This is a genomic window from Psychromonas sp. Urea-02u-13 (assembly GCF_002835995.1).
In the GTDB taxonomy this organism is placed as follows: Bacteria; Pseudomonadota; Gammaproteobacteria; order Enterobacterales; family Psychromonadaceae; genus Psychromonas.
This window is the reverse complement of sequence record NZ_PJBZ01000072.1, coordinates 1-12,941: the sequence shown is the minus strand read 5'-3', so window position 1 is coordinate 12,941 and position 12,941 is coordinate 1. Positions and strand designations below refer to the sequence as shown.

At 37.8% G+C, this 12,941-nt stretch carries 15 protein-coding genes; 11 read left to right on the top strand and 4 right to left on the bottom strand.

Going from position 1 to position 12,941, the window contains the following annotated elements:
• Nucleotides 1-33: 33 nt before the first annotated feature.
• Nucleotides 34-936 carry a transcriptional regulator GcvA gene (gene gcvA / locus CXF74_RS14340; RefSeq protein WP_101083218.1) on the bottom strand — a complete coding sequence of 301 codons (903 nt, stop codon included), beginning with the start codon at nt 934-936 and terminating at the stop codon, nt 34-36.
• A gap of 118 nt (nt 937-1,054) precedes the next feature.
• On the opposite strand from gcvA, the gene CXF74_RS14335 reads away from it, so the two are divergent.
• The gene (locus CXF74_RS14335; protein WP_101083217.1) at nt 1,055-1,822 is read left to right on the top strand and encodes a TSUP family transporter; all 768 of its coding nucleotides are present in this window, start codon (nt 1,055-1,057) and stop codon (nt 1,820-1,822) included.
• A gap of 115 nt (nt 1,823-1,937) precedes the next feature.
• Here the strand turns inward: CXF74_RS14335 and CXF74_RS14330 are convergent, their stop codons facing one another.
• The gene (locus tag CXF74_RS14330; RefSeq protein WP_101083216.1) at nt 1,938-2,807 is read right to left on the bottom strand and encodes a LysR family transcriptional regulator; all 870 of its coding nucleotides are present in this window, start codon (nt 2,805-2,807) and stop codon (nt 1,938-1,940) included.
• Between the two features lie 220 nt (nt 2,808-3,027).
• On the opposite strand from CXF74_RS14330, the gene CXF74_RS14325 reads away from it, so the two are divergent.
• From CXF74_RS14325 to CXF74_RS14315, 3 genes are all read left to right on the top strand, one after another.
• Nucleotides 3,028-3,450, top strand: coding sequence for a rhodanese-like domain-containing protein (locus CXF74_RS14325; protein ID WP_101083215.1), 423 nt, complete (start codon nt 3,028-3,030; stop codon nt 3,448-3,450).
• Between the two features lie 66 nt (nt 3,451-3,516).
• On the top strand, nt 3,517-3,822 hold the full coding sequence (locus CXF74_RS14320) for an NIPSNAP family protein (protein ID WP_101083214.1): 306 nt from the start codon (nt 3,517-3,519) through the stop codon (nt 3,820-3,822).
• 17 nt (nt 3,823-3,839) lie between these two features.
• Nucleotides 3,840-4,280: a GNAT family N-acetyltransferase gene (locus CXF74_RS14315; RefSeq protein ID WP_101083213.1), complete on the top strand. Its 441-nt coding sequence runs from the start codon at nt 3,840-3,842 to the stop codon at nt 4,278-4,280.
• Between the two features lie 179 nt (nt 4,281-4,459).
• On the opposite strand, the gene CXF74_RS14310 is transcribed toward CXF74_RS14315, so the two are convergent.
• Complete coding sequence (locus CXF74_RS14310; RefSeq protein ID WP_101083212.1) at nt 4,460-6,163, bottom strand: mechanosensitive ion channel family protein; 1,704 nt, start codon at nt 6,161-6,163, stop codon at nt 4,460-4,462.
• Nucleotides 6,164-6,643: 480 nt separating this feature from the next.
• Between CXF74_RS14310 and CXF74_RS14305 the strand changes: the two genes are divergently transcribed.
• The 3 genes from CXF74_RS14305 (at nt 6,644) to CXF74_RS22580 (ending at nt 8,991) form a co-directional block, all read left to right on the top strand.
• Complete coding sequence (locus CXF74_RS14305; protein WP_101083211.1) at nt 6,644-6,883, top strand: hypothetical protein; 240 nt, start codon at nt 6,644-6,646, stop codon at nt 6,881-6,883.
• 317 nt (nt 6,884-7,200) lie between these two features.
• Nucleotides 7,201-8,088, top strand: coding sequence for a cache domain-containing protein (locus CXF74_RS22585; RefSeq protein ID WP_232772533.1), 888 nt, complete (start codon nt 7,201-7,203; stop codon nt 8,086-8,088).
• A 60-nt stretch (nt 8,089-8,148) separates the two neighbouring features.
• Complete coding sequence (locus tag CXF74_RS22580; protein ID WP_232772532.1) at nt 8,149-8,991, top strand: methyl-accepting chemotaxis protein; 843 nt, start codon at nt 8,149-8,151, stop codon at nt 8,989-8,991.
• Nucleotides 8,992-9,431: 440 nt separating this feature from the next.
• On the opposite strand, the gene CXF74_RS14295 is transcribed toward CXF74_RS22580, so the two are convergent.
• A complete protein-coding gene (locus CXF74_RS14295; protein WP_101083210.1) occupies nt 9,432-10,256 on the bottom strand; it encodes an HDOD domain-containing protein in 825 nt (274 codons plus the stop codon).
• 527 nt (nt 10,257-10,783) lie between these two features.
• On the opposite strand from CXF74_RS14295, the gene CXF74_RS14290 reads away from it, so the two are divergent.
• The 4 genes from CXF74_RS14290 to CXF74_RS14270 form a co-directional block, all read left to right on the top strand.
• Nucleotides 10,784-11,134: a DUF805 domain-containing protein gene (locus tag CXF74_RS14290; protein WP_101083209.1), complete on the top strand. Its 351-nt coding sequence runs from the start codon at nt 10,784-10,786 to the stop codon at nt 11,132-11,134.
• A gap of 89 nt (nt 11,135-11,223) precedes the next feature.
• The gene (locus tag CXF74_RS14285) at nt 11,224-11,628 is read left to right on the top strand and encodes a GNAT family N-acetyltransferase (RefSeq protein ID WP_101083208.1); all 405 of its coding nucleotides are present in this window, start codon (nt 11,224-11,226) and stop codon (nt 11,626-11,628) included.
• Between the two features lie 486 nt (nt 11,629-12,114).
• Entirely contained in the window at nt 12,115-12,423 is a 309-nt protein-coding gene (locus CXF74_RS14275) for a putative quinol monooxygenase (protein ID WP_101083206.1), read from the top strand.
• A 206-nt stretch (nt 12,424-12,629) separates the two neighbouring features.
• Nucleotides 12,630-12,941, top strand: a 312-nt coding sequence (locus CXF74_RS14270) for a TSUP family transporter (protein WP_198552866.1), incomplete at its 3' end; no start/stop codon positions are given.

Genomic DNA, 12,941 nt, shown 5'->3' with positions numbered 1-12,941 from the left:
TTCATACCAGTGTCATTAATGATTTTCTGTCTTTTATCTCCTTTGGTTTTCATCATTTCGATAGGGGGCAAACAAAACTAACATCCAATCAATGAATAACTGTACTTTAGTCGCATGATTCGCTGATTGTTGGGTTAATAAATAATAGCTATAGGGGCTAGTGTAGGGCTTGTCAAAGGGTAAGACCAATGAACCGTCACTGAGTTGCTGTTCAATAAAAAAGCGTGGAATGAGCGCGATACCCATACTACTCACGGCTGCTTGGCTGAGCATGTAAAAATGCTCCATACCAAATTTTTTCTCGGTGGTAATAACTTGCCCAACCGTATTGGACCATTGTTGCCACATGGTTGGACGCAATGTATGTTTTAGTAAGGTCATGTTATTAATATCATCAAGGCACTTCATTTGTTTGGCTAATGTAGGCGAACAGACCAAACAGAGATCCTCATCCATGAGTTTAATCGCATTACAGCCCTGTGGTTTAGTAGTGGCACTGCGAATAACAATATCGTAGCTGTTCTGAGCAAAATCTACCGCGCCATCACCTATCGATAAATCAACATAAAGGTTTTTATGGCTTGATTTAAACTGCTCTAATCGTGGAATTAACCAACTAATACTCAAGCTCGGTAATACGTTAATAGCCAGACGTTGTAAGCGTAACGGTTGCTCTTGTAACGCGATAGTGGCGCTATTAATACTTTGTAATGCGGCTTGAATTTTAGGTAAATATTGTTTTGCTTCATCGGTTAATTGTAGCTTTCGATGTAAGCGAATAAACAGCGGTAAATCCAAGTATTGCTCTAAGGTTTTTATCTGTTTACTGACCGCACCATGGGTTACAAAAAGCTCTTTGGCGGCTAAGGTGAAACTGAGATGTCGGGCCGCTGACTCAAAAGTACGTAATGAATTTAATGGGGGTAAATTATTCATGGTTAACTGTTTCTTTTTTGTGTGAGTTATTCTCACTTTAACTGGAAGATTACTCCTTTGTACTGTGCTTGTAAATTGGATTTAATAGTGACATTCATCCTCTACCAGATACCCTATTATGCTTTTAGCACTCTTTTCTGACTTATCATTGTTGACTGTTTTTGTATTGTTTTTAGTGGCTGTTATCGCTGGTTTTATTAACGCAATAGCAGGTGGGGGCGGTTTGTTGAGTATCCCTATTTTACTCTGGGCAGGCCTTCCCCCAACCGTAGTATTAGCGACTAATAAGTTACAAGCTTGCGGTGGGAGTTTTTTTGCTAGTTGGTATTTTGTGCGCAAAGGGGTGGTTAAGTTGGATGAGATAAAGTTACCCTTTGCTTGCGCATTTTTAGGATCAATTATCGGTACTGTTGTGGTGCAAAAGGTAGATGCAAGCTTGCTCGCCTCTGCGTTACCGTTTTTAATTTTAGCGATTGGCGCTTATTTTTTGTTTGCTAAAAACATGAGTGATGAGAAAAGTAGAAAACAGATTTTATCGCCGACTATTTTTGCTTTCACTATTGCGCTTACCCTGGGTTTTTACGATGGTTTCTTTGGCCCTGGCACCGGAAGCTTTCTGACTTTAGCTTTTGTATCATTAGGAGGTTTTAACTTAATTAAAGCCACTGCACACGCAAAGGTGCTTAACTTCGCCAGTAATATTGCTGCGCTAATTAGCTTTGCTATCACAGGGCAAGTTTTGTGGATGGTAGGCGGTGTGATGTTGATTGGACAAGCCTTAGGCGCAACGCTGGGATCAAAAATGGTGTTGACCCATGGGGCTAAGTTTATACGTCCTTTAATGGTGACGGTTTCTATCGCGATGAGTGTGAAGTTGCTTTGGTAAGGTTTTGCTTATACCAATTCCATTAATTTAATGGTTGTTCCCTTTACAAAACTTACAACGCGGAAATCGCTTCTTTTAACCAGCAAGATTGATCAGTTATTTAGTGGAATTGGTATTATAATGCGATCCCCCACAATACTCTAATTTCTTGCATTAACGCTTTGATAACGGGTTCATTGGCTCTATTTTTAGCAATCACAAAATATAGCGTCGTAGTAAAGTCGAGTTCAGGTAATATTTGCACTGTTGCATTTTTTTCAGCCTCAAGCGCTTCTTCTTTTTCAAGTAAGCTTAATCCTAGACCACTTTTTACCAGTGCTAATCGTGTGCCATCATCGCTCGTTTTCATCACTGAAGGAATATCGTTGCCTAGCTTCTTTTTTAAAAAACAATCAAAAGGGCAATAGTCTCCCATCATTATCCATTGATGCGAACAAAGGTCTGTTTTTGTTAATATTTTACTGCAATCAAATGTTGTTGGGGCGACGGTGGTTATAAGTTGTTGCATAACCGCGAACCCTAGAAAGTCGTCGGGCACATCACCAAAAATATAACCGCCACACAATTGTTTATTCCTAATGTCGGTGATGGTTTTTCCCGTGGATTGCGAGTGGATATCCAAGTTTATACCCGGGCAGTTGTGTTGGATGTTTTTTGCTAATGCAGGAAGCCTGGCTTGCTTGGCGGTTAAGTTAATACCTAGATGAAATGTGCCCATTATTTCATGTTGCTTATCAGCCGCTAGGTTGACTAAATCAACCGCGCTATCGAGCGTTACTTGTGCTTTTTTAAGCAATAATTGGCCTTTGTCGGTCAAAGACATACCTTTGCTAGAGCGTATAAATAAAAGAGTAGAGAGTTCTTCTTCAAGCATTTTAATGTGCGCGCTGATAGCGGGGGGAGTGGTATATAAACGTTTTGCTGCTTGCGTTAAATTTCCTGTTTGCGCAACCGCCACAAAAGAACGTAAGTGATAAAATTCCAAAGTAAACTCCTTAAACTATTTCAATTAAATGGCGTCTTATTCATCGCCAATTCAGCTTGTTTTTTATAAAAGCGAGATAGTATCTCAGTTTGCTTATTTCACAGTTCATTTATGCTGAACACGGCCTTCAGTAATTATGAATTTTTAATTCCCACCCATCACGCTAAATTTACTCAACCAAAGACGGACACTTACAACACTTAATATACCAGGAGTATTTATGTTAAATAATTCAAATGCATTCAATTACCCAGCTGCACCTACTCAACAAGCAAACGACTTTTTTACTACAAAATTGGCGTGTGAAACTGATTGTTCGGATGTTTACGCAGACATTAAAGAAAACACGCAAAACTACATCTTATTAGATGTTCGCTCTCAAGAAGCGTTTGATAAAAGCCATGCAATTAGCGCAGTCAGTATGCCACACAGTGAAATTAATAGTGACTCATTCGCAAAATACAGTAAAGACACGCTGTTTGTTGTTTATTGTTGGGGTCCGGGCTGCAATGGTGCAACAAAAGCAGGATTAAAAATTTCGACTTTAGGTTTTGCTGTAAAAGAGATGATTGGTGGTATTCATTATTGGGAAGACTTTGAACGATACCCGGTTAATCGTCGTATAACAGAAGTGCAAATATAAGCTCTGAATGCATCATGGCAGATGACTAATACTGCCACCTTTTACTTGGAAAGACTGGGGCCTAATATGATTACTTGTTATATCGAATATGTTGTTGATGCAAATAAACTCAAAGAGTTTGAACATTATGCCCGTCTCTGGGTTCCACTGGTGAATAATTTCGGGGGGCAACATTTAGGATACTTTTTACCTTCGGAGGGAGCTAACGATATCGCATTCGCTTTGTTTAATTTTCCTAGCTTGGCCACTTATGAGCGCTATCGGCATCGTTCTTTTGAAGACAAAGCATGTATTGTAGCTTTTGATTATGCACAACAAACACAATGTATTAAGCGTTATCAACGTCGCTTTTTCCGCCCATTACTTGAGTAAAACAATAAGGGTTTAAGATGGATTATTGTATTCGTATTGCCACCGAACAAGACCAAGCATCGTTATTATTAATGATGACAGAACATGCATTATATGAAGGTCATCATCTTGAAATTTCTAAACAACATAAGTTATTGGCTAACTTAAAAACACTGCCTATCAGTCTGTTTGTTGTTTGTATCAATACCAAGGTCGTAGGTTATATGCCGATGATAAAGCAGTTCTCTACCTGGGATATGGATTGGTATTTATATCTTGGTTGCTTGTACTTGAGTGAAGAGGCGAGAGGGCTGGGTTTAGGTTTAAAACTAATGGAAACATTGAAAACCTATGCAATAGACAACACAATAAGTCGCATTCAATGGCAAACACCGATAGACAATATTCTTGCAATTGAATTTTATCAAAAATTAGGTGCGATGCAGAAACCCAAACAGCGATTTTTTTGGCCGCTGTAAGTTACGTTCAGTCAATGCTCTGATTTTAATCGAGTAAAAAATGTTTATTCATTGCTTCTTTCTGGACAAGTGTTCAGTGATTTTACTCAGGGGCTGTGAATAATAGATGGGGAAAATAGCAACGATAAAGGTGATCGTTGCTATTTTTATCTTACGGAGGCGTTAATATGGCCGTACTCTTATTCTGTTGGCGCTGCCACTGGGTAAAAATGAACATCGCGTTGTGGGAAAGGAATCGTAATACCATCTTGATCAAAGCGCATTTTAACTTGACGCGTTAAGTCCCAATATACATCCCAGTAATCTTCGGTTTTCACCCAAGGTCTTACCACAAAGTCTACCGAGGATTCGTTTAATACATGTAGTCTGATGACGGGCTCTGGATCTTTTAATACCAGTGGGTGAGCCAATACTAACTCTGTTAATACGGCTTCTGTTTTCTCAATATCGTCTGAATAACCAATACCAAACACTAAATCAACACGACGTAATTTTTGCGAGGTCACATTCTTAATAACATCACCCCAAATTTTACTGTTTGGAATAACCAGTGTTTGGTTATCGATAGTTAAAATCGTGGTTGATACTAAGTTCATGCTTTCAACTTTACCAAAAACACCACCACCCACTTCGACTAAATCGCCAACATCATAAGGGCGATAAATTAATATCATCATGCCCGATGCAAAGTTACTTAATGTATCTTGTAATGCAAAACCAATAATGAAACCAGCGACACCTAAACCGGCTAAGATTGGCGCAAGAGAAATACCCAACTGCGCGAGTGCGATAAACACACCCAGTATCATGATTAAACGGCTAGCCGATGAAATAATCATCTTTTTCATTAATGAAGATAAATTAATGTTGCTTGAGTTAAGGCTTTTGGTGAGCACTTTTGTCGCTAATTTTGCTAACGAGCGGAACACATAATAGATAGCAATAAGCAGTAGAATCTTAAATATCCATTCGCCACCATGCTCAATAAGGTATTCAGAAATTTGCATGACAAAACGGTTTACCATGCCACTTAAAATACTCACATCGAGTAAATCCGTGGTGATTTGACCGCCTAGTTTTAATAGCGTTTGCTGGTAAAAAGAAGCATCAAAGTCTAGTTGGTGAAGTAATTCAACCGTAAGGCTAAAGCTAACACGAGAAACAACTAACTGCTCAGTGATCACGGCAAGTGTATCTTTTAACGCTTGGTTATCCGCTTTTAAGCCGATTAATATATTCAGCTCTTCACGTTTTTTTATGACCAATTCAACCATGCCAGAGAATGACTCTGCACGATTATAAAGCTGTGCAATTAATTGCTTTTTAGTCTCGCCAACTTCAAAGCCTAAGGCTTGTTGATTAGTGACTTGCTGCGTCATTGCGCTATATATGCTGTCTTGAAGTGTTAAATATTGAATGTATAAATGCAATCCTTCGGTGCTGTACTTCTCTTGTTCTGCATAATCTGCATTAAATTTTTTGTGTATTTTACTGTTCGCTTTTTTGAGGTTGTCAGTATTTCCATGAATAATTTTTTCAATTTCGGCCATGACAGTCGGGTTTTTATGACCACTTTTCTGCTCTTCAATTAAATATTTTGAGAGAGTATTCAGTGTTTCAAAAGCATTAAGGTAGCGGGAAAACAATCGGTAGTTTAACGCTTCTTGCTCTAATGTTGAGAGATCGTCTTTATGATTATTGATGTTATCGATATGGGCTTGTTGACGCTGGTAACGCTGTAAAAGTTGTTCAGCTTGATTTGTTTGTGCTTCTAACGCTGTTCCAGTTTGCTCTTCTGTTGTAGCGAATGACATGCTGAATGGGGCCATAAGTGTCGATAAGCTTATTAATAACAAGCAACGTTTAAACCATTTTGTATGCATAATTTTTCCTGTGATGCTAAGGGGGAGGTCATACTGTTACTATAACCAGTAACCTGATGTTTTTTAAGACAATAGAGGTTAATTTTTAATGCGTGCGACTATATATTAGTTGATCATAAAAATTAACAATATTTTAACGATAATTTTTAGTAAAGAAAGCGCGCTTCAGTACATGTTAATCATTTAAACAAGCTTAGATTCAAATATAAAGTCGATGTTATTGTTAGTCTTACAACTGTTTTTTGTTATTTTGGGGCTTGTTATAGGTTTCGAGATAGGCTTCAAGTCTCTGATTTATTTACCGACGCGAGCGAAGAAGATAATATAAATGCGTACACTGAATGATAAGTGTTGATTAAATATCTTAAGTCGGTAAGCTTGGCGCGTAAATTAATCATGAATGAATGATGAACATCTAATTGGGTGACAGCAATTCTTTCTTCAAAAAGTAGTTTTATTTTAATAATAAATGGGTTTGTTATGTTTAAAAAAGTGGTATTTGTTCTTTGTATTTCTGTTTTACCTGCCGTTGCTATTGCCAGTAATGACTTTAAAGCCACGCGATATACCTGTAATAACCTGGATTCTAAAATTACTAAGACGGAAAGAGAGATTAAAAGATCGCACGCTGAAGTGAAGAGCAAACATTTAAAAGAAAAGTTAAGAGAATTAAAAAAAGAACGTCGCATCTGTAAAAGAAAAAAATACTCTACCTCGTAGTCGTATAACAGCTCAAATTGTATTTACAGCATCAGTAAATATGTGCGTTGGTAAGTGACGCACGTACATATTCTGCATTGTTTTATTGATAGTGAGTTGTCGATAAAACATGGTAAGCCACATAAATAAATTTATTTTATAGCGACGGGTTACTCGATTAGCGCTGTAAAAATCAACACAACCTTAACGGGTACAAAGGAAAAATTTTCATGAAGTAATTTGGATTTAAAAATTTACTGCTTATTTCGATCATTCTTTTGGTCGGATTATCGGTATCAATAACAAGCTACGTTTCTTATATTAATCAAGCGGAAGCATTGAAAACGCTAGTGATTAATGAAAATAGCGAGAGAGTACGTCTGCAAGCCGAGCAGATAGAAAATCAATTATCTGAAAAAGCATTAGGTTTAGCGCGTATTGCTGCTTTATATAATGATCTTAGCGACAAAGGCACAACGGAAGAATTTGTGAAGTTATCAAATACGATTGCTTATTCAATGAATCTTAATAGCTCAGTGATTGGTTTTGAAAATGGTGATGGATATTGGAACCAAACCAGTAAAGATTATCCTGAACATAAATATATCGGTAATATTAATAATGCCTCTTATTATCGCTTAGCCCGCGTAAGTTCAAGTAGCGCAATGACAGAACCTTATGTGGCAACGGTTTATTGGGTGAGTTTGGTACATCGCATCAAAAATGGCATGATTTCTGTTGATATGAAATTGGATTTCTTAAGCGAATTAGTGCTAGACGCTGCTGTATTGCCGGGTTCAGTCGCTTTAATCATGACTCATGATACAACAGTATTAGCGTCGTCGAGTAAAGTGGTTGAAAGTGCAACCTTAGCAACAAAACATACTTGGTTTAGAGACGCTGTACAAGACGCTGTTAGTCAAGAAAGTAATGTTCAGTCTTATCAATTAAATGGCGTGGAAAAACTGATTTTTTCACATCGTATTACTGTAGCGAATAAAGAATGGTACTACGCGATTGGGCTTGATACTGAAATTGCTTATGCAAGTCTCAGAGAAGCGAAACAAAATGCCATTATTAGCACTGTGCTAGCAACACTTATTAGTGTGCTATTAGCTTTCTTTTTACTGCACATTATTTACCGTCCAATATTGGCATTAAAAGAGACTATCATTGGCCTTTCTCAAGGTAATGGTGATTTAACACAACGTCTTAACGTAAGCTAAAATGATGATTTAGGCCAAATTGCAGACGGTATTAATCGTTTTATCGCCAGCTTACAGGCGATGATGTTGCAAATTAAAGAAGCAACCAATGCCTTAAATTACAATGTATATAGTCTGAAAGAGCAATCGGATCGTAATACGCAAATATTAGATGGTCATGTTCAAGAAACAGAGCAGGTAGTTACTGCGATTGAAGAATTGAATGCCACGGCTGATTCTATTGCCGGTGATATTGCTAATACTGCACAACTTATCCATAACGCAAACAATGCGGGCCAGGAATCAATGCTGATTGTTAGCGAAGCACAAAATACAGTGGCAGAGTTGGTTTCAGATGTTGAAAGATCGGTACAAAGTGTCAGTGAGATGAGCAGTAAAACAGAAGGTATTAATTCTATTTTAAGTGTCATCGGTGGTATCGCTGAGCAAACAAACTTATTAGCACTTAATGCGGCTATTGAAGCTGCGCGTGCTGGCGAACAAGGACGCGGTTTTGCGGTTGTTGCAGATGAAGTACGTAGTCTTGCAAGCCGTACAAAATCAAGCACTGAAGAGATTGAAGAGGCGTTATCTCTTTTGCTTAAAGGTAATCAATCTGTGGTTGATGCAATGGGTATTACCAAAGATCGTTGTCAACAAGCAGCCGGTAGTACGGGTCAAGTTGCGACAAGTTTAGATGCGATGACGGGTATTGTGTCAGAGATTAATGACCTAAGCACGCAAGTGGCCGCTGCCGCTGAAGAGCAAAGCAGTGTGACTCAAGAAGTGAGTAAAAACATGACTGCGATTAACGATATTGTGGGCGAGTTAGATAAAAATGGAAAACAAGTGGTTGAAGAAATAAGCCGCATTGAGGGTGTCAATCAACAGTTAACTGACATTATCGCCAAGTTTAAGATTTAGTATTAAGCAGATTTATCGTACAGCTAATGAATACTCAGATGCAGTGCTAACCAGTCTTGTTTAATAAGTAAAATCAACATCCATAAAAAGGGTTAGCATAATGCTAACCCTTTTTATTAAAGCTTCTTTTATATCTATCTACTATCACCTATCAACTTACTATCTACTTACCTGTCTGCTTAGCTATCTAGTTATTTACCTATGATGGTTATTAGTATTCATAGTTTAAGTGTAACTATTCAGGGCGTCGCTATTTAAGCCTATTTCATCGTTAAAAATGCTCATTTAAACGACTAAACTGCGCTTTTTCGCCTTGAACTAAGCATAAATAGCTTAGTCCTGAGCAGTTACTGTCTATTTTAGTATGAAAAGTACACGTTTTGTCAGGGTGCTGAGTAGTTACGTTTAAGTTATCTTACCTTTTGTTTTTCTGTTGATTTTTACGCTAATTTTTCTGCTAATTCACGACCATTACCACGTACTTTGTCGACAGTTTCAAAAAATAGACCTGAAATGTCGAGTGCCTGTGCGCTTGTATGCTGGGCAATAAATAATGATTTCTGCTCTTCATTTTCAAAGTCATCCCACACATCATGTATCGCACGCGCTAGATGAATAGTAGAGGCCAATTTGGGGGAGGCATGCGCTTGGCTTGGGTCGTTAAAGTTGAGAATGGCATCGACCATTTCATCTGGAAACTTCCATTGCTTAGCTAATTTTGCACCGAGTACAGGAGAGGATGTTGTTAGTAGTGCTTGCTGAACATCGAATCTATTTTCACCTGCTTCAACACGGTTTTCTATTTCCAATGCACCTTCAGGGATCAGTGAATGAATCATCAACTCGCCAATATTGTGCAGTACTGATGTTGTAAATACTTCACTAGGATCAAGTCCTGCTTTAGCACCAATTTTGCTCGCAATGGTTGCCACTTCAAATGTATTTGCCCAGTACTCTTTAAGGTTCAGCGTTTTTAATTTAGGGAAAGCACCAGAAAGTACAGAGGCAACAACTAATGTGCGTACCGGCCCACTGCCTACACGGATAATAGCGTCGTTAATTGATGAAATACTTTTTCCTCCACCAAAATGTGCTGAGTTTGCCATTCGGAGTAACCGTGCGGAGAGGATTTGATCTTGTATCATTTTGTCTGATAGTTTACCAAAATCGACATCATCTTGATTCACCATTTCTAATAACTCTTGCAGAACTTGCTTGAGGCGTGGCAATTCATTTAGGCGGGAAATGAGCGCAGTTTCATTCATCGTGGCGTCCTTTTTTATTTGCATGATATGTATAAAATCTTTAATTTTTATCTTTCTATTTCAATATAGTACAAGCGTTAATAAAAGCAAAAGAAGGGCAGGGCTGATGTTTTTAGGTGATGTTAAAGAAAATATTAAGGGGTGTTAGTTAAATTATAAAAGGCTTTCGCGTTGCTCTTTCAGTAACAGATACTTCTTTAAAACTAAGTAGAGTTCTCGCGTTTACTGTATTTCAGTTACCTATCAAAATACAGCTTGGTTATTTTTGTCGGGTTCCAATGAAAATATTAACTGTCTATTAACTGCCTATTAACTACTTATTAATGCATTTAAAATGTTGATTAATAATGTAAATTAAGTATTCTTACCTAACAAATAAATCAACTTTTAATTGTTAATTCGCAGTGGTAATGGTTCGTTTACTACTTCTTAACCATTAAAGGTAGCTGTGTTCAGCACTGTTATTTTTCTTTTTTATGAGTAGGTAAAACGAATTAAATTTATTTACTATTTTAGTGGGAGTTTATATGGATTGGTATTTTAAGGTTATTCAACATTATGCCGTATTTAAGGGCAGAGCGCGTAGAAAGGAATATTGGATGTTCTTTCTATTTAACATCATTTTTGCCATTGTTGTAGGGGTGGTAAGTGCGATTTTAGCCAATATTATTGGTGCGGATTTAAGTTATATTCCTAGTTTATATGCTTTGACCATTTTTCTTCCAAGTATTGCGGTTGCAGTGCGCCGTATGCACGATACAGACAGAAGTGGCTGGTGGATAATTGTACCTATTGTGGGCTTTGTTTTCTTAATGCTTAATGGCGATGCGCAAAAAAATCGTTTTGGTGAAGATCCTAAGAGCAATTTAAGCTTCTAATTATTTAAGCTTCTTGTTGCTTAGCACTCTCGCCTATTTTAAATCTCAATGTTATTCCGTTAATCGCGGGATGTTTGATTAGGATTCTAATGAAATACGAAAAAAATGAATACAGCATTTATGATGAACGAGACAAGGTTCAACTAGATAAAGTTGAGTCCTTATTACGAGGTTCTTATTGGGCAAGTGAAAGGAGTATTGAGGATATTAAAATATCCATTGAGAATAGTGTCTGCTTCTCGCTTTTCAACGCTGAACAACAAATTGGTTTTGCGCGAGTCGTGACTGATTTTGCATCGGTCGCCTATATCGCCGATGTGATTATTAACCCGGATTTTAGACAGAAAGGATTGGGTAAGTGGTTAACGCAAGTGGTGGTTAATGACAAACGTTGGAAGACTAAACTGCAACTTTTAGTTACCGATGATGCTCATACGTTATATCAGCGTTTAGGGTTGTCGAATAGTGATAAATTGTTAAGTAGCCAAGTCTAATTTTAAAATGTGTGTTTAGCTAGTTAGCGCTCTCTATTGTCGATTTTTAATAATTACAGGGCTTTCATAATGAATGAGTTTCGTGTTTTTATGTCAGTGTTTATTTTTCTATCAGCTCCTATTTAGTGTATGACTTGTTGGTTAATGGTTTTGATTGGATTAAAATAATCATATTATTAAGCGGTTACATATCAATACATTATGTTTGGCCAAAAGAGAAAGCATCGGACAGCCTCTGGTATGAGTTAATAGAGTTTGTTGTTGAGCTACCCTTTCGAGCAATCGCTTATCTAGTTCGATTAATCGGGCGATTCTTTGGTCATTCTGATGGTGATATTGGGCTTGATTTGTAAGTGAGAGCGCTGTTTTTTATTGCTACTCATTTTCCTGCTTAATAAAAAATCACATATTTAATGTACTTGCTATCATTTAGCATCACAAGCAACGGGCGGTAAGGGTATTTATCGGTCGAATGGGAGTAGAAACATGATCACTGTATTAATCAACGCAACAATAAAACCAGCATACATTGAAGAATTTAAGCAGATAGCTTCACTGCTAACAAAAGAGTCGAGACGTCGGAGAGGCTGTGTTTATTATTCTTTTAATCAACGAATAGACAGCCCAAACGAGTTTGTGCTTTACGAGCAATGGCAAAGCCAATCTGATCTTGATGCACATATTCAAGCACTCATCGTATTACTTGGCCCACCTAGAACGGGCGAAATGTTACCTAAAAAACTGCTCAATATGTACGAAAAAGCAGAGCCCGTTTTTTATAATACCATCGAGTGAATCGGACCCAATTGTGCGGGGAATTTACGTCTAGACCTATCCGCTCTAAGCTCGCAATACGTCAGGGGCTAAGCCTCTCGCACCAACCCGCTTCGACTAAAAGAGTGCATCCTCGTTCCACGCGGGATGAGTTAAAGGCCTTTTCAGAGCAAGTGAAAAATACAAATGATAGGGCCTTATTATAAGAAAAATACTAAGGGCTGCATGTGCATATTGACTATGTTTTAGGGATTATCTCTTTTATTACTTCTGTTATTGCAGGTGTGATTGGCTTTGGTGGTGGCATGTTATTGATTGCCGTCCTTCCTGCCTTTTTAAGCCCAAGCTTGATCATTCCTATTCATGGCATCACTCAACTCGCAAGTAACGGCTCTCGAATGATGTTCTCCTTAAAATATGTGCAATGGTCACTGCTTCCAAAGTTTCTGGTCGGTTCATTGATTGGCATTTTGTGTTTCGGTTTTATCTTGTCCACTATGCCGATGCACTATGTACCCATTGCTATTGGTATATATATC